A 17451-nucleotide genomic window follows, 5' to 3' on the forward strand; every position below is an offset into this window, starting at 1 on the left:
GCGTCTTTCCTAGGTTGAAGCTACAACTCGGAACCGGTTTCGCTTTTTATTTTAATCTAGTATAATACGTTAATTCGAATTTAATCTACTATGACTTAATGAAGGATACTAGGATTTATCATTTAACTTCGTTACTACCATTTTGATTCATAATATGAGGAGGACTTCACATGACAGCACAACATTTACAATCTACAGTAGCTTTAAATAACGGCGTTCATATGCCTTGGTTCGGACTTGGCGTATTTCAGGTAGAAGAAGGATCTGAATTAATCGAGGCCGTTAAACAAGCGATTGCTCACGGTTACCGCAGCATTGATACGGCTGCAATCTATGGCAACGAATCCGGTGTAGGACAAGCAATCGCCGAGGCTTTGAAAGAGAATAATCTGAAACGTGAAGAACTGTTCATTACCTCCAAAGTGTGGAATGCAGACCTCGGATACGAGGAAACTCTTGCTGCTTTTGATGTCACGCTGAACAAACTGGGACTGGAATATCTGGACCTGTATCTGATTCACTGGCCAAAAGCAGGCAAATATAAAGGCGCATGGAAAGCGATGGAGCAGCTGTACAAAGCAGGTCGCATTAAAGCCATTGGCGTCAGCAATTTCCAGATTCATCACCTTGAAGATCTGTTGCAGGATGCTGAAGTGAAGCCAGTGATTAATCAGGTGGAGTACCACCCTCGTCTGACTCAATCTCCACTTAAAGCATTCTGTGAGAAAAACGAAATTCAATTGGAAGCTTGGTCCCCGTTAATGCAGGGTCAACTTCTGGACAATCCGGTTCTGACCGAAATTGCAACTGCGAAAGGTAAATCGGTAGCACAAGTAATCCTTCGTTGGGACTTGCAGAACGGCGTCATCACCATTCCGAAGTCTACCAAGGAGAAACGTATCGTCGAGAACTCTTCCATCTTCGACTTTGAATTGTCTAATGATGAGATGGAGCGTATTAGCGCCCTGAATGAAGACGTTCGCGTTGGACCTGATCCTGACAACTTTGATTTCTAATTGAAGATTCAAATTATGTCTGTGTAAAATCTCAGATAAAATAAGTAGGGCAAATCCTTGTTGGAACCTGCTTTGACATACCATAGCCAAAAACCACCGGATCAAGAGCCGGTGGTTTTTGGACTTCTCTTTTCTTTTCTCCTCTGTTTAGCGTCGAGAAACAATCCATGTGTCATATTCTCTTTCCATTAACTAAGCTCGCCAACACTGCACGCTTCAATTAAAAATGTTGTATTTAAATTTTTAACTATTGAAGCTGCCACAAGGCAGGAACGTTGGATGGTTCCCACCCTGCCAAGGAGGTGTGGGGCTGCAAACATTTATACGTCTTGCCGTTATATGTGACCAATTGTCCCGCAGTATAAGCTGTGTTGACCTGCCATGCAGATACGCCAGGATTCGTCGTTTCGGCGGCCGTCTTCACACTTACCGCGTTGCTCGCTGCAGACACATTGCCTGCCGCATCCTTTGCTTTTACCGTAAATGTATACGAGGTATCCGCCGCAAGCCCGCTGATTGTTGCTGTCGTTCCGGTTACCGTTGTTGCCAGTGCCGTTCCGTTGTACACGTCATAACCTGTTACACCAACATTATCAGTGGATGCCGTCCAGCTCAGCGTTATGCTGGATGTAGTTTGCGCGGTCGACGCAAGGTTCGTTGGTGCAGTTGGTGCTTGCGTATCGCCTCCCGGCTGAGCCGTTGTACTTACAGTTACAGCATTACTGGCTGCAGACAGATTACCTGCTGCATCTTTTGCTTTTACCGTGAAGGTATATGAAGTACCCGCTGTAAGTCCGCTGATTGTTGCTGTCGTTCCGGTGACCGATGTCGCAAGATTAGCGCCATTATAGACGTTATAACCGGTAACCCCTACATTATCTGTTGAAGCATTCCAAGCCAGCGTCACAGAGTTTGCCGTCACACCTGTCGAACGGGCATTCCCTGGTACGCTTGGTGCTGTCGTATCTACTGGTGGCACTGTACCTCCGGTAGGCAGATCGGCCTTCAGTTTGTTTTGGAGTGTTTTGTTACGGTCACCGCTGAGCTCCCAGAACATCGCTCCGCCGAGTCCTTTGCTCTTGATATAAGCAGTTTTATAACCAACGGACTCCGCATCGTCATAACTGATAAAGCGCTTGTTGGACGCATTATAGAGATATGGCACTTTGGCCGTGTCATTCCAGTAACGCGTGTATCCGTTTTTGTTGATGTAATTGGCTTCCAGATCATAGAAGTCAAAGGAGCCTGCTTCCCATGTCCCAACGGAAGAACCACCCGTGCACGTCTGATACTGGCCGTTGCCTGCCTGTGCGCATCCATCCCAGCCACGGCCATAGAATGGAACACCAAGCACGAGTTTAGCGGCCGGTACGCCTGCATCCAGATGCCCTTGTGCTCCGGCAGCCACATTAAATGTATTGGCATCTGGCACGCCAGCGGCTGAAGCCGCAGGATCATAGTTCAATGGCGCATTATGTGCGCTGATCTTTTGCCAAGCCCCGTTAAAATCGTATGTCATAATGTTAATCCAGTCGACGATGGCAGCAATTTTTGCAAGCTCCGTATTGGCAGCATAGGTCGCAGACGCACCGCTTGCAATCGTAAGCAGATACTTCTTGCCGTCCACAGCTCCCGCTGCATCCAGCTTTTCACGGATTTTGCTCAGGAGCAATGTGTAGTTCTGCTTATCTTCAGGACGTTTGCTGTTACCATCGAGTCCTCCTGATACCGGATACTCCCAGTCCAGATCTACCCCGTCAAAATTGTACTTCCGTAGGAAATCGACGGCGGAGTTCGCAAATACCTCTCGGGTTGCAGCAGTCGCGGCTACATCAGAGAAACGGTTGGACCACGTCCATCCTCCAACGGAGATAATAGTCTTCAGATTAGGATTGGTTTGTTTCAGCTTGTTAAGCTGATTGATATTGCCTGCAATAGGCTGATCCCATGTATCCCCTGCAAATGTCTTGCCCGTATCGATCCATGGATCGCCGAGCACGATCGTTCCGTTTGGTACATTAATCGTTTGGCTTTTTTCATTCTGACAGGTCCAGGTTACAGGATTGGGGCCCGAAGGGTCCGGATTCCCATGAATGCCGTTCCAGCAGATATCAGCAAAAGCATAGTTGATATGCGTCACTTTGGTCGGATCGATATCGGCTACATTATAGTTTCTCCCGTACGCAGCCCAGGACGGATAGTAACCAACAATTTTATAAGAATCTGCTGCTTCGGCCGTAGCTGGTTGGAGCGCAAAGGAAGGAACAATGACGGATAAGAGCAGGGACAGACCAAGGAAAAACTTTGCAGTCTTCTTAAAAGCAGTGTGTTTATTTAAATTTATCATTTAATACACAACCTCCTCTGTCTTTTGCGTGCCAAGTCCATTCAGGAATGGACGATGTGCGTTCGAGAACTGGTTATTCGTATACGCGTCCCAGTTGATTGACCAGGTCATAATGCCCTTAATACCGGCATAACCCGCAGGCTGGCGCAAGGTATAAGAACCGCCGTATGATACTCCTTTGATCAGATAGTTCAATGCCTTTTGCAGCTCAGCTGGCGCCGTATAGCCGCCTCCAGCCGCCTGCTGGGAAGCTGGTACGCCAATGGCGATCTGGTCCGGGCGCAGAGGGCTAAAGAATGGACCCGAGCTTCCGCCTACGTTAAAACCTTGAAGCAGCATTTCGGCCATGGCGACATGGAAATCGGCTGTCCCTTGAGCGTAAGAACGTCCATCCAGCCCCACCATCGAACCGGTGTTATAGTGCTGCACATGAAGTAGGGTCAGGTCATTACGTAAGGCATGAATCACTGGAAGATACGCCCCCCAAGGACCACCATAGTTCAGATATCCGCCCTGTACGTAGGCCGTTTCCGGTGCAGCGGTCAGGACAAAATTGGCACCAAAGTGTGATTTAAGCGCTTTCACGCCGTTAATCAGATTAACGATCTTCGGAGTCGTTGGACTGCGAAAGTCGGTATCGCCCGCATTTAAAGACAGGGAGCTTCCTTCAAGATCGATGTCGAGGCCATTGAATCCGTAAGTCGAAATAATGGATTTTAGGGAATCCTCGAACTGTTGTCTCTTGGTCGCATCTGTGAGCTCAATTGTGCCATTGGCTCCCCCCATAGAAATCAGTACCTTCTTCCCTTGGCTTTGAAGGTATGCAATGTCCGACTTAAACTCTTCTACCGTAGCGTTATACGGAGTAAAAGCGAGCGTTCCGCTGCCGGGTGAAATCGGCTCGGCAAAGGAGACATTAATAACGTCATAGGCTGTTGACACGTTGCGCAGTTTAATGTTGGTAGAGCCATTATCGAAGTTGTGCCAGTAGCCGATCAGCCATTTGCTGCCGCTAGGCCCAGGATTCGAAGATCCGGTGGAAGTGGTAACGCTGAGAGAGGTACTTGCAGCGGACAGATTGCCTGCCGCATCTTTTGCTTTGACTGTAAAAACATATGTGGTGCCGGCTGTCAGTCCTGTTACTACAGCCGTAGTCGTTGAAGTGTTCGCCACGAGAGTACCGTTCCGGTACACTTCATATCCGGTTACACCCACATTGTCCGTGGAAGCGTTCCAGGTAAGATTGACCGATGTATCCGTGACGAGGGATGAGGTTAAACCTGCAGGGACGGTAGGTGGTGTCGTATCCGGAGTTGGAGTTCCTCCTCCCGTACCTTCCCCGACGTATTTCCACAACGCAGGCACATTTGAGGGCTCCCATCCGGTCAAAGCCGTATGGGGCTGAATACATTCATAATCTTTATTTAAATAGGTTACTAGATCTCCTTGTTTGTATGCGGTGCCTGCCTGCCACTGGGCAGCGGCGTCTGCTCTTGGTGCAAACCACGTAATAATCAGAATAAATGCCAAAGCGAATGTAATGACCGGGCGGAATCGAACAGCTTGATTCAAGCAAAATCCCTCCTGTATTCAGATTATTTTCACCTTGCAAACAAAGCTTCACTGGTGCACATACATGTGATCCGCGATCTATAGAGCTTATAAAACCGTCTGACGATGAGTATCGCTTCACTCCCTTCCCTTATCAAAATGGACCTTCCCTCTCGTTTTCTTTTTTTGCAGACATCATCCAAATTTTACAGGGAATTTACAGATCCTCACCCTGTATTTAATCAGTAAAATGCAATTGAGATAAGGGATAAATTATTTCTATGGGGGGCGAAAAATGTAATATACCGCACAAAAAGGCCGTCTACCAAGTCATTAAGAGACTTGGTAGACAGCCTTTTTTTATTTTCATTTTATAAATTAACGGATGTATTACTAAGTTTGTTTCAATTTCGAAGAGGCTAGTTCAGATGACAGCATACCTTCGAAAGGTTGCCACCCATCATCACCAGATAAAATAATAGGTACAGCGTATTCAGCCGCTTCCTGCTCACTGAGTATTTTCGCCCACGGGACTCTCCCCATCACACTTCCTGCCCCAGGTCCGGCACTACGATATTCAACGTACGCAACCGTTACTTCCGCATCGGTCTTGTTCCAGTTATGCCAGCCCTCCTGCTTCACATGCGCTCCCATCCAGCAGTTCAGGAAGCAGACTTTGGCATGATTTCGCCACGGTCTGCCTAGATATACGGACTGAACGGGGGCGTTGCTGGTTAGGTCACAATCGATAAACACATAGCCATATCGTGCATCCTCTGGTGTGGAAGCAGCCGTTATCCAACCATTCACTTCTCCCTCTGCAGCAGCAACATCGCTCAAGCGATTCTTCGCAAAGATCTCACAGCCCTGGAACACTGCCGTAGCCGAGCCAAAAATAAAATCGACATCGCCCTCAATGTAACAGTCCTCATAATATTGGCGCAGCTTCCGCCGCTCCGCCCCGTCACGCGGCCCCCCGAAGAAACTCCGGTCAATCGGCTGCTCGGGCAGCGGTCCGGTAAAGATCGTGTCCTGGTGACCCATAAATCGGCAATGCCGAAAGGCTGCCCGATCCCCATCCACGTATACAGCCAACGCCTGACCCACCTCACGACCAGGTCCGGCCGAGTTTATGAAGGAAAGTCCTTCAGCGGTGAAATCATCTGCACCAATAAAGGCCGTGTAAGAATGAAAGGTGTGATACAACTCCCCGTTCGGGAACTTCTTGAGCGCATAATCATCATACGTGATGATAGTCTGATCGGCTCCCGCACCGACGAGGTGGACCATCGGCTTCTCGATATGCAGTTTCTCAATATAGGTGCCCGGCTTTATGCGAATCGTATACTTTTCAGTGCAGTCTGCCGGAATCGCATCAATGGCAGCCTGAATAGAGGGAAAATCGCCGCTTCCGTCCGCAGCAACCAGGTAACCATTTCTGTACAAATCCAGATTTGATCCGTGTGACAGAGGTTTGTTCATGTCAATCGCTCCATTTCCAGCGCAGGATTGTTCTATTTTTTATATGTGTACCCTTGGTTTCAACCTATTCGGATTCTACATCTGGTTCCGATACTCCATCGGTGTTACACCCGTCACGCGCTGAAACGCCCTGTAGAACTGACTGACATTGGAGAACCCCAGCCCAAAGCTGATGGTGGTCACTGAATCTGTTGTATGGCGCAGACGTCGGGTGGCTTCCTCCACACGCAAATTCAGCACGTACTGATACGGCGTTGAACCTGTCAGTGCCTTGAAAGAACGCATAAAATGATATCTGCTCTGGTGCGCAACCGCCGCCATCGATTCAATGTCCATTGGACTTGTATAGTCACTGTGTATATACTCCAGCACGCGCCGTAGATGGGGGTCGAAGAATGCGCCGCCATTGCTATTTGTTCGCTGAAGCAGATTCTGAAGCTGCCCGCAAACCAGACCAGACCCCACGCTCCCCACCACACCTATTCCTGCGGTTGCCAGCGTCAGGTTACTCCCATTCGGTTGACCAGTCAGCATCCGCCCAAGATATGTCTCTACTGCAAGCTCCGTTTCCTGTATCTGCAATGGTTCAGGCGCATCGTCCAACAAAATGGCGTTCCAGCCTCGAAATAGTCTGCTAATTTCAGCAGGATCGAAGGTTTGTGTGGTCCGAAATTCGGTCTGCGCCCCTTGTTGACCTGAATTCTCCAAGCCGCCAACTGGCGGATTACGAAACTTGATAACGATAACCGCGGAATCCGAGCCAATCTCGAAAAAGTGCTCCATCCGGGGATGCGCAATAATCCCCAGTCCTGCTTGCAGTGGATAAGCCTGCTGTTCCTGCACCAGATGGCATTGTCCTCTTACAGGCAACGTAACCTGATACCAGTCATCATGCACATGGGGTTCATTGGCGAATCCGCCAGAAGCCTTCCACAATTCCAATCCATTCAGCATCATGTTTAATTCCATCGTTTCCTCACCTGCTGACATTATAGCAAATCGTGCTCACTTTCCAAGCACTTTTCACAAAGACAATCTCTGTCTGTATCTTTTATCATGGTAAAAAAATAATTCGAGGTGATCTCCCGTGGCACAAGCCGCTGTAAGCAAAATGCAAATCAATCACTCCGCCAATTGGGCGCTTGCCGGAGTCAGCTTCGCCCATCTGCTGAATGATGCGATGCAGACCGTTGTTCCGTCTGCTTTTCCACTGTTCCAGCAAACGATGCAGCTCAGTTTCGCCCAGATGGGTTGGATTGCCTTCACATTAAATATTACCGCATCGGTCCTACAACCGCTGGTCGGTTATATGTCTGATCGCAAACCCATGCCAATCCTGCTGCCCGGAGGCATGTTGTTCTCCCTGATCGGTGTTCTCGGCTTTGCCTTGTCTTCCGAGCTATGGATGCTGCTTGTCTCCGCAGCATTGATCGGCATAGGATCATCCATCCTGCATCCTGAATCCTCACGCGTCGCCCATCTGGCGGCAGGTCGAGGACGCGGAATGGCACAGTCCATCTTCCAAGTCGGTGGCAACACAGGTCAGGCTCTCGCCCCGTTGCTGGTTGCCTTTATCCTGCTCCCGCATGGACAGCTTAGTTTTCTGTGGCTAATGGCTTTTGCCCTAATCGGGATCGTTATCCAGTCTTCCGTTAGCCGTTGGTATAGAGAAAAATTGGCGGATAATCGCAGCCGTCAGCAACAGCCTGTACAGGCAAATGGTATTGTGCAGCCTGCTGCCCAGCCTGTAAGTCGGGGATTTATCGCTTTTACAATGGGTATCCTCATCCTGCTGCTGTTTTCCAAATTCGTGTATATTGCCGGTATGACCGGATACTATGCCTTTTATTACGCCGATGCGTATAACCTGCCTCTTTCGCAGGCACAGATCTGCCTGTTCGTTCTGCAATTTGCGGGTATGGTTGGAACCTTGCTCGGCGGCCCACTGGCTGACCGTTATGGACGTAAACCGATGATCTGGTTCTCCATCGCGGGTACTGCACCATTTTCACTGCTGCTGCCTTATGCGGGACCTGCTCTATCCATGGTATTATGCGGCATGATCGGTTTGATTCTGATGTCCGGCTTCAGTGTCATCATTGTCTACGCACAAGAATTGCTGCCGCGTCATATTGGGACGGTATCGGGATTGTTCTTCGGCCTGTCGTTTGGCATGGCGGGACTCGGCTCGGTTGTGCTCGGTTCCCTGATTGATGTGACCAGCATTTCATTCGTCATCAAGCTATGTTCTTTTTTGCCGCTGCTCGGGGTGTGTGCTGTATTCCTGCGCCGGGATCGGCCAAGAAACGCCTAATATGCATTGAAACGTCAGTCGTTTTGTGACTACAATAAGGTCAGGATAATGGAGACAGAGGCTAAACAGAAGGAAGGAATAACCCATGATCATTGATGTACAGCATGTTACTTGGAAAAGAGGACCGATCACCCTGCTGAACGATGTCAGCTGGCGTGTAAACGAAGGCGAACATTGGGCATTGCTTGGCCTGAATGGTTCCGGTAAAACCACACTCCTGAACATGATCACCGGATATCTCTGGCCCACAGAAGGTACGATATCCGTGCTTGGACACCGTTACGGAGATGTGGATTTGCGAGAGCTGCGGAAGTCGATTGGCTGGGTCAGCTCCTCCCTTCAGGAGAAATTGTATGGCACCGACCGCACCCAGTATGTCGTGATCAGCGGTAAACACGCCACGATCGGACTGTACGATAAACTGTCAGACGAGGATCTGGATCAGGCACGAGAATTGATGCATACGCTCGGCTGTCAGCATCTGTGGGATCGCGAATACCGTACCTGCTCCCAGGGGGAGAAGCAGAAGCTGCTCATTGCCAGAGCCCTGATGGCTAACCCGCGTGTACTCATTCTGGACGAACCCTGCAATGGGCTCGATCTGTTCTCTAGAGAGCGGCTGCTTGAAAGTATCAGTGAACTGACGCAGAAGCCGGATACCCCTTCGCTCATCTACGTTACTCATCATACGGAGGAAATATTGCCTGTGTTCAGTCACAGCCTGCTGCTCCGGCGGGGCGAGATCGTGAATAGTGGATTAACCAGTGAGTTGATGAACAGAGACGTACTGAGTAACTTTTTTGAATCACCGGTGGATGTGGATCGGCATGGAGAACGTGTCTATGTCAGAGCATCGGATAAATAATTTTCTATATCTATATAAATTGAACTAAACATTTACACGATAACGGAGAGGACAGAAATAACCTGAAGAAGCGGAGCTAAAAGCTTTCTGAAAGAAAGCTGCATCGGAAGCATACACCTCGCCTTTATCCCCGGATTTTCCCCTTTAAATAAGGGATTCAAAAAAATCTGGGGATAACAGCGATCGGAAGGTTGTTCTGTCATCGGAGTGGCAAGTGTAAATATTCTTTAGTTCAATTTATCTATTCACAATCAGAACAGTCGAAGCAGCCCAAAATCTTATCCACATGTGGACAGGTTTTTGGGCTGCTTGGCTATATTATGAATTATCCACAGTTTTCTGTGTAAGGGCAGACAGGAATAAAAACAACGGAATCCGCTGTCTGCGCAGGTACGTCTCCTCGTTCACAAAATACTGACGCTGAGGCGCGGATTCCCGCAGATGCTGTACTTGAAATCCTGCCTGCTGTAATGCCATATAGTAAGATTCGATGGAGCGATGCATTTTTTTCACCGTGCCTCCAAGCCATTGCTGCTCCCGAAATCCCTCCACAAAATACTGATCGACAACCCAGTTGGTTCGGACCACCGAAGGCTGCAACGTTGACGTGATCACAGGATGTTCTACCGAAAATACGAATGTGCCATTCTTTTTTAACGTCTGATATACCTTGCGAAATAGGCTGTCCACATCCTCAATATAATGAATCGCCAGTCTGGATATGACCAGATCATATGTATTCGCGGGATAACTCCAATCTTCCATATACGCTTGCTCAATCTGCGCGTTCTGGCCCTTTATCGATTCATTGGCAGCCTGAATCATATTCACTGAACCTTCAATTCCCATGTAGCTGCCACCACGGTGGTCGGGACCCAACAGTTCTGCTCCGAACCTCGCATCCCCACAGCCGAGATCCAATATGCTCAAGCCCCCAACGTCTCCAATCAGCTCCAGCACTACAGGCTTCTCCAACGTATCATTGGCATTCTCCTGCCACTGCCGGCGTTTCATATACTTCTCGAAATTGGCCCCATCTTCGTAAAAATCCGATCCCCGTTCGCTCAATGCTCAACCCCTCCGTTACTGTAATGAAGTTCAGCTCTCATATTCAGCCTGGAAGATTATACAGAATATCGGCATATGTTTCTACAGCAAAAGGCTGTCGCCCGAAATACTCCAGCAGACAGCCCTTACGTATTAGAAGTAAGCTCATTCAGATTGATCCATATAAGGTCGGCGGCCGCCCTTTTTGACGAATTTCCAATCCACCTCAATATTGTGGCGCATCCGGCGCAGAAGCTTAACCGCAATCTCGATCTCTTCATCCGTTAAGCCCTCCAGCGTTACCTGATCGGAATGAACACCCTCCCTGCGGATGAACTCCCAAGCTTCAAGACCCGCATCTGTCGGATATAACAACTTATTCTTTTTATTACCCATTGCCGACTGTTTGACGACAAACCCGTCCGCTTCCAGTTTGCTAATGGCTCTAGCCGCAGTGGTCCGATCAACTTTGATTAATTCAGCGAGCTGGTTGGGGATAATACCAGGATTCTCACATATGCGATAAAGATACAAATACTGTCCACGAGACAAGTTTAGATGTTGGAATTCAACGTTGCTGATTGAATCCAGACAGCGGGCAATCATGCCGATTTCACGCAACACTTCTTTTTTTTCAGTCAATGGATTCACCCCTCTATAAAATTGTTGCATTCGCAACATAATTGATGATATAACTGAATTGGATCAGTTTAAATTTTAACCATGATAACACATGGAACAGGTATACATTCAAGCTATCTACCAGTTTACCATGCCAGAATAGAATTACTATTGACTAAAGGAGAAACATTCATGAATACAACTATTGTTGAAGCTAATAACCAGGAATTGCTCGACGCCTGCTTCGCCATTCGTACCGCTATTTTTGTTGAAGAGCAAGGGGTGCCTGCAGAAGATGAATTCGACACCTTTGATGCATTGGATACGGAAGCAAAACATATCCTGCTTTACGTAGACGGCGTTCCTGCCGCCTCTTCCAGACTACGTGTGGTCGAAAATGTTGCCAAATTGGAACGGATCTGTGTCATGATCGATTATCGGAAACATGGACTTGGTCGTGTGCTGATCGATAAGCTGGAGCAGATGGCTCTCGCTCAAGGGCTGGAGAAAGCCAAGCTGCACGCACAGGTACAAGCCTCCGGGTTCTACGAACGTCTCGGATACACGGCAGCCTCGGACGTATTCATGGAAGATAGCATTCCTCATCTGCTGATGACCAAAAAACTGAAATAAATACAAAAAGAGCATCCTCAAAGTTCAAGAACAAGACTTTGGGATGCTCTTTTTGGTTTCTAATGAACCCAGTCAGTGCTATTAATGGAGATTCAACCATTTTGGGATTGTAACGAACCGTACACACCTTATTTTCTGCTTTGCAAACTAGCTTGCACCTTCTATGTCAATTTGACTGCAATAACGTGATTGAAGTTCGTTAGCATTTCTAATTCACGTATTTTGCCACAATAAGGTGAATGAGTTCATTAGAAATGCTCCATTGGGAGAGTATTTACTAAGCATATATCATGACAAAGAAGCCAGGCGTTAGCCTGACTTCATGGCTTACATCCTTATCCCAAAGCCAGACGACCTGGCTGGGATTCAGTGGCGTTATTTTTCATCTGTTTACTGCGCAATTGTCCGCATGCCGCATCGATATCGGTACCATGTTCCATGCGTACAGTTGCGTTAATGTTATTCTTTTTCAACGTATCATAGAAGCCCAGAATGGACTCTTCCGTGCTCCGCTGATACTGACTGTGCTCATCCACCGGATTATACGGAATCAGATTGATGCTGACCATACTCTTGCGGCTGGACAACAGTTCAGCCAGTTCTGCTGCATGTTCCCGCTGATCGTTGACGTCCCGGAGCAAAATATACTCAAACATAATACGCTTGTTCGTCGTAGCCAGGTAATAATCCACTGCATCCATCAATTGTTCAATCGGGAAGGCCCGGTTGATCTTCATGATATGTGTCCGCAGTTCGTTATTCGGTGCGTGCAGGGAGATCGCCAGATTAACCTGAAGGCTGCTATCTGCAAATTCCTTGATCTTGTCAGGCAGCCCACTCGTGGATACAGTGATCCGTTTGGCCGCAAGCGCCAGCCCTTTACGATGCTTGATCACTTCAATAAAGTCAGTCATGTTCTGGAAATTGTCAAACGGCTCGCCAATTCCCATTACCACCACGTTAGTTACCCGCTCGCCTTGACCAGCTGCATCAAGATACTGTTGTACATGCATAATCTGTTCCACAATCTCACCACCGGACAGATCGCGGCTCTTCTTGATCAGCCCGCTCGCGCAGAAGCTGCAACCAATGTTACATCCCACTTGAGTAGTTACACATACAGTGAGACCGTATTTTTGGCGCATTAAAACTGTTTCAATCAGATTACCGTCCTGCATACGCAGCAGAAATTTCACGGTGCCGTCAGCGGATTCCTGCTTGACATGTTCACTCAGCGAGTTCATCGTGAAATGCTCGGAAATGACATCCAGGCATTCCTGACGCACGTCCGTCATGTCTGTAAAATCGTGCACACGCTCCTGATATAACCATTCCCAGATGCGGGAAGCACGGGATTTCTTCTGTCCGTGCTCCGGCAGCCAGTCACGTAGTTGCTCTAATGTTAATCCATATATGGATGATTTAATCATGTTATTGTCCTCTTTTCGCAAAAAGCATATGGCTTATCGGTCTATCGAAAAAACCTCTACTCTGTATTGTCCCAAAATTGACGAGGGAACACAAGGGCTTTTGCATTTCTTCCAAGAGGTTTTATCAATGGCAAATCTGCACAGTAACTTACTTCTCCACTTCAATTCCCAACCGTTTAGAAGTGAATAATACCGGAGGTGTGCAGCAGAACCAGAAGCACCAAGATTGGCGCTATATAACGCAGCATGAACAGCCATACCCGGAACCAGCCTGCACGCAGGCCGGAAGCTTCGGCTGCCTTTTTCCAGAAGTATCCGGCAAAAATAGTAACGAGCAATCCACCAATCGGAAGTAAAATGTTGGACGCCATAAAGTCCATCCAGTCGAACACACTCTTCGAGCCAATCGTCCATTCAGGGAACAATCCAAGCGACAATACCGAAGGAAGCCCAACGATGAAGACGGCAAGTGAGATGGTCCATACCGAGCGACTCCGGCTCCAGGATAATCTCTCCATGAAATATTTCACCGGAACTTCCAGCAAGGATACCGCCGATGTTAACGCCGCAATCGCCAGAAGCACGAAGAACAACCCGCCAAACACGAAGCCCAGCGGCATAGCCGAGAAGGCTGCCGGCAGAGCCACAAAGATCAGCGACGGACCCTGATCCGGTGCAATCCCGAAGGAGAAGGTCGTTGGGAATATGATCAGACCCGCAATGAATGCATAGATCAGGTCACCCGCACCGACAGCAATGGTTGCTGCACCGAGCGATTGATTTTTATCAACATATGAACCGTATGTCACGAGAATACCCATACCCAGCGATAGGGAGAAGAAGGCATGTCCAAGCGCAACCAGCGCAGATTCGGTCGTAAGCTGCGAGAAGTCAGGATTCAGGAAGAAGGAAACTCCCGCACCAGCTCCTGGCAAAGTCACTGCACGAACCATCAGGATAATGAGCAGAACCAGCATCGCTGGAATCAGTACCTTGTTAAACTTCTCGATTCCGTTCGATACCCCTTTGGCTACGATCCAGCCTGTAATCAGAACCGAAATCAGCTGCCACACAATCGGCATATAACCGCCTACAAAGTCACCAAATTGTCCAGCATAATCAGGATTGTTATACAGCGTACCGCTGAATGACGTCACTGCATATTGCAGCGTCCAGCCTGCAATGATGACATAAAAGGAAAGGATAATAAACGGCGTCAGTACTTGCAGCAATCCTGCTGCCAGCCAGCCCTTATGACCACCCGCTTTAATAAAGGCCGTAGCCGCGCTACCTCTGCCGCTGCGACCAATCGCAAGTTCAGCCAGCAGAACAGGCAGACCAATTAGTAGAAGACAGACGATGAAGAGCAGGAAAAATGCAGCGCCCCCGTTCTCTCCCGTAATATAAGGAAACTTCCACATGTTGCCAAGACCCACTGAACTACCGATGGCAGCCAGAATGAATCCGGCCTGTGAGAAGCGTTCACCTTTGTTGGGCCCGTCTTGATTCAAATTAGGATTATTGGACTTACTAAAATTCATCGTATCTACTCCATCACTTTAAAGTTTTCCCGTAATTATATACTACTCCACGTGTCAGGTCATTCGAAAATCGAAATTTGTCGAAATGTTATTTATTTACAGGAATGTCTACATTAAATATGCTGCCCTTGCCTTCTTCGCTTAACAAAGCAAGCAGCATGCGACATGTAGTCCACTGAACCCCCTAATATACAGTATGTGATAAAAAGGAGCACGCCAACCCTGCCCTGTAGTTCGGTAATTGCTCAGATGGCTGCAAACTTAACTTCCCCTGCTGGCACCAAACCGTTAAGAAGGAGGAACCTCCTCACATCCTGCTTCTCTGCTGTTGAATCGCCCGTGCTATTCACTGGCTTTCAGCAAACTTTAAGCTTCCATTCGAGTGAAACATGATCCAAAATTCATCCCTTTTTCAGCTTGGTCACCTATACTTGCACCAATCTCAATCGCCCATGCTGAGGAGGAGAAGGATGAACACACTGACCTACAGAGATCCAAACATCCGATGGAACAGGCATTTCTGGCTGTATGCCGCTCTAATTTTCACAGGAGGTCTACTGCTGCGATTGTATCTTGGAACACAATTCAGAGGCTATGTCGGAGATCAGTCCCTGTTCGTCGATTGGATGAATGCTGTTCACCAATACGGTCTTCGCGAATCATACCTGTATGGAAAAGATCAGAACTATCCCCCCTTTTTTATCTTCATTCTGGGATTGTACCGCTGGATACTGGATGGACTTGGCATAACCGCCTCAGCTGGAAATCTATCCATGAAAATACTACCTATCGCCTTTGATATGCTGTCCATGGCGGTCTTGACCCTCACATTCAAAAAGCTAAGCTCTGGCGCACTTTTGGTGCTGCTTGCAGTTCTTTCCTTCAACCCCGGCCTGCTGGTCGATAGCGCCATGTGGGGACAGATCGACATCCTGCACAGTACATTAATGGTGCTGTCTACCGTTCTGCTGCTAAGTAATCCTCTATTGGCGGGTATATTGTTCTCCGTTGCCCTGCTGGCAAAGTTTCAGGCGATTGTCATTGCTCCGGTATTCGGTATTGTATTACTACGCCAGCTTTATCAAAGGCAATTTTGGGCTACGCTTCTATTTGTAGCAGGATTAATGATTGCAACCCTGCCTGTATTTCTCTATTTTGCTGCAAATGGAACCCTCGGCACCATGCTGACCAACGCCTACGGGAGCGCCATTAATATGTACCCGCAGCTTTCCCTGAACGCCATGAATATCTGGTATCACCTGCTTGGTGATCCCGGAACAAGCGATGCTACGGTGTTGTTTGGCATAGTGACGTATAAAATGTTTGGTCTGCTGCTGCTAGCCATTGCCGTGATTGGAGTAGCAGCCTATCTACTGCTAATTAAGGAAATTCGTATTTCATCCCTGCTCATTGCAGGTGCAGCGGTGAATCTCGCCTTCTTTATGCTGCCAACGGAAATTCATGAGCGTTACAGCATACCTGCTTTGTTATTCTTGGTTTTAGTTCCGTTCTTTGAACGTAAATGGATGTATGCAGCAATCACCTTCTCCCTGACGACCTACGTAAATATTGCCATGATCATGAGCACGGGCTCTGATGGCGACTTTGGAGCTGAGGGAGGACAATCGCGCATCGGTGGTGGGTATGGTAACTTTGGCGGAGGACATGGAGCGAGCTTCAGCATGCACGGTTCGGGACTGACCAATGACTTGATGTATGGCATAGGCATTTCCATTGCAATGATCCATATCGTGATCCTGCTCTGGGTTGTATATGCCATGACCCGTGAGGTTCTGGATGAACGAAAAAAACGGAGCTGAATATTATTTTGAAAGAATAAAAAAGAGGTGTTCCAACAGCCATTTCCATGGTTGCCGAAACACCTTTATTCCCATTAAATTTTAATTTCTAGCAACTCATATTTGATAATGCCCATCGGCGCATTGACATGAATGACACTGCCTACTTCTTTGCCCATCAGTTCTTTGCCAAGCGGGCTTTCGTACGATATTTTGTTATCAGCAACATCCGCCTCGGCCGGACCAACCAGCATGTATTCAATCTTCTCGGCGAATTCGATATCATTAAGCAGAATGGTTGAGCCAATGCTTACTTTGTTCGAGTCGATATTGTCCGAAGTGATGACTCTTGCTTTGGTCAGCATTTTCTCCAGAATCAAAATGCGGGTTTCCATAAAAGCCTGATCATCTTTGGCTGAATGATACTCACTATTTTCCTTCAGGTCACCGTAACTGATCGCGAGTTTCAGACGCGCCGCCAGTTCCTTACGCTTCACCGTCTTTAATTCCCTCAGTTCGTCCTCCAGCTTTTCCAAGCCTTCCTGTGTCAAAATCACTTCATCATTAGCCATTTTTTCCATCTCCTAATCCTGCTATCTATCTATATTCTAACCTATATCCACTCCAAACGGTTAGCATACCAAGAAAAAGAAATAACGCTCCCATTGATGGAAAGATGTGTATGCGTAACCTTTACTGTACCGGTACAATTGAAGCAAACTAGTGTATTCATTTCATCCGTTCACTTTTACAATGAATTCAGGGCAGCAGCAATTAATAATACGCCCACTACATGACTCGAGGT

14 protein-coding genes are annotated in these 17451 nt (G+C 47.9%); 5 read left to right on the plus strand and 9 right to left on the minus strand.

The features are described 5' to 3' along the window. Positions 1-170: 170 nt before the first annotated feature. Positions 171-1016, plus strand: a complete 846-nt coding sequence (locus tag AC3ITG_RS31115) for an aldo/keto reductase (RefSeq protein ID WP_489252335.1) — start codon at positions 171-173, stop codon at positions 1014-1016. 247 nt (positions 1017-1263) lie between these two features. Here the strand turns inward: AC3ITG_RS31115 and AC3ITG_RS31120 are convergent, their stop codons facing one another. From AC3ITG_RS31120 to AC3ITG_RS31135, 4 genes are all read right to left on the minus strand, one after another. Then, entirely contained in the window at positions 1264-3363 is a 2100-nt protein-coding gene (locus AC3ITG_RS31120; protein ID WP_489252336.1) for a glycosyl hydrolase family 18 protein, read from the minus strand. Next, the gene (locus AC3ITG_RS31125; protein ID WP_413374046.1) at positions 3364-4935 is read right to left on the minus strand and encodes a chitinase; all 1572 of its coding nucleotides are present in this window, start codon (positions 4933-4935) and stop codon (positions 3364-3366) included. It lies immediately after the preceding gene. 372 nt (positions 4936-5307) lie between these two features. After that, positions 5308-6396, minus strand: coding sequence for a pectinesterase family protein (locus AC3ITG_RS31130; RefSeq protein ID WP_489252337.1), 1089 nt, complete (start codon positions 6394-6396; stop codon positions 5308-5310). Between the two features lie 75 nt (positions 6397-6471). Beyond that, on the minus strand, positions 6472-7365 hold the full coding sequence (locus AC3ITG_RS31135; RefSeq protein ID WP_489252338.1) for a cupin domain-containing protein: 894 nt from the start codon (positions 7363-7365) through the stop codon (positions 6472-6474). Between the two features lie 118 nt (positions 7366-7483). Here AC3ITG_RS31135 and AC3ITG_RS31140 point away from each other — a divergent pair, with 118 nt between their 5' ends. After that, positions 7484-8710 (plus strand): MFS transporter, encoded by a 1227-nt coding sequence (locus AC3ITG_RS31140; protein ID WP_489252339.1) that lies wholly within the window; start codon positions 7484-7486, stop codon positions 8708-8710. Between the two features lie 85 nt (positions 8711-8795). Further along, positions 8796-9575: an ABC transporter ATP-binding protein gene (locus tag AC3ITG_RS31145; protein ID WP_090902999.1), complete on the plus strand. Its 780-nt coding sequence runs from the start codon at positions 8796-8798 to the stop codon at positions 9573-9575. Between the two features lie 318 nt (positions 9576-9893). Here the strand turns inward: AC3ITG_RS31145 and AC3ITG_RS31150 are convergent, their stop codons facing one another. Together AC3ITG_RS31150 and AC3ITG_RS31155 are read right to left on the minus strand one after the other, a co-directional pair. Further along, the gene (locus AC3ITG_RS31150; protein WP_489252340.1) at positions 9894-10643 is read right to left on the minus strand and encodes a class I SAM-dependent DNA methyltransferase; all 750 of its coding nucleotides are present in this window, start codon (positions 10641-10643) and stop codon (positions 9894-9896) included. Between the two features lie 144 nt (positions 10644-10787). Continuing rightward, entirely contained in the window at positions 10788-11228 is a 441-nt protein-coding gene (locus AC3ITG_RS31155) for a MarR family winged helix-turn-helix transcriptional regulator (protein WP_489254558.1), read from the minus strand. A gap of 207 nt (positions 11229-11435) precedes the next feature. On the opposite strand from AC3ITG_RS31155, the gene AC3ITG_RS31160 reads away from it, so the two are divergent. Beyond that, complete coding sequence (locus AC3ITG_RS31160; RefSeq protein ID WP_413374039.1) at positions 11436-11876, plus strand: GNAT family N-acetyltransferase; 441 nt, start codon at positions 11436-11438, stop codon at positions 11874-11876. A 335-nt stretch (positions 11877-12211) separates the two neighbouring features. On the opposite strand, the gene rlmN is transcribed toward AC3ITG_RS31160, so the two are convergent. Next, the gene (rlmN, locus tag AC3ITG_RS31165; protein ID WP_063565897.1) at positions 12212-13306 is read right to left on the minus strand and encodes a dual-specificity RNA methyltransferase RlmN; all 1095 of its coding nucleotides are present in this window, start codon (positions 13304-13306) and stop codon (positions 12212-12214) included. Positions 13307-13482: 176 nt separating this feature from the next. Then, positions 13483-14847, minus strand: a complete 1365-nt coding sequence (locus tag AC3ITG_RS31170; protein ID WP_489252341.1) for a sodium-dependent transporter — start codon at positions 14845-14847, stop codon at positions 13483-13485. Positions 14848-15317: 470 nt separating this feature from the next. Between AC3ITG_RS31170 and AC3ITG_RS31175 the strand changes: the two genes are divergently transcribed. Continuing rightward, on the plus strand, positions 15318-16667 hold the full coding sequence (locus AC3ITG_RS31175) for a hypothetical protein (RefSeq protein ID WP_489252342.1): 1350 nt from the start codon (positions 15318-15320) through the stop codon (positions 16665-16667). A gap of 74 nt (positions 16668-16741) precedes the next feature. Here the strand turns inward: AC3ITG_RS31175 and greA are convergent, their stop codons facing one another. Beyond that, a complete protein-coding gene (gene greA / locus AC3ITG_RS31180; RefSeq protein ID WP_063565893.1) occupies positions 16742-17218 on the minus strand; it encodes a transcription elongation factor GreA in 477 nt (158 codons plus the stop codon). Positions 17219-17451 lie beyond the last annotated feature (233 nt).

Source organism: Paenibacillus sp. GL_099_B (assembly GCF_057835695.1).

Bases quoted from the DNA above. Each gene is read 5' to 3' on its own strand.
- AC3ITG_RS31115 (WP_489252335.1), top strand. From the start codon at position 171: ATGACAGCACAACATTTACAATCTACAGTAGCTTTAAATAACGGCGTT.
- AC3ITG_RS31120 (WP_489252336.1), bottom strand. From the start codon at position 3,363: ATGATAAATTTAAATAAACACACTGCTTTTAAGAAGACTGCAAAGTTT.
- AC3ITG_RS31130 (WP_489252337.1), bottom strand. From the start codon at position 6,396: ATGAACAAACCTCTGTCACACGGATCAAATCTGGATTTGTACAGAAAT.
- AC3ITG_RS31135 (WP_489252338.1), bottom strand. From the start codon at position 7,365: ATGGAATTAAACATGATGCTGAATGGATTGGAATTGTGGAAGGCTTCT.
- AC3ITG_RS31145 (WP_090902999.1), top strand. From the start codon at position 8,796: ATGATCATTGATGTACAGCATGTTACTTGGAAAAGAGGACCGATCACC.
- AC3ITG_RS31155 (WP_489254558.1), bottom strand. From the start codon at position 11,228: ATGATTGCCCGCTGTCTGGATTCAATCAGCAACGTTGAATTCCAACAT.
- AC3ITG_RS31160 (WP_413374039.1), top strand. From the start codon at position 11,436: ATGAATACAACTATTGTTGAAGCTAATAACCAGGAATTGCTCGACGCC.
- rlmN (WP_063565897.1), bottom strand. From the start codon at position 13,306: ATGATTAAATCATCCATATATGGATTAACATTAGAGCAACTACGTGAC.
- AC3ITG_RS31170 (WP_489252341.1), bottom strand. From the start codon at position 14,847: ATGAATTTTAGTAAGTCCAATAATCCTAATTTGAATCAAGACGGGCCC.
- AC3ITG_RS31175 (WP_489252342.1), top strand. From the start codon at position 15,318: ATGAACACACTGACCTACAGAGATCCAAACATCCGATGGAACAGGCAT.
- greA (WP_063565893.1), bottom strand. From the start codon at position 17,218: ATGGCTAATGATGAAGTGATTTTGACACAGGAAGGCTTGGAAAAGCTG.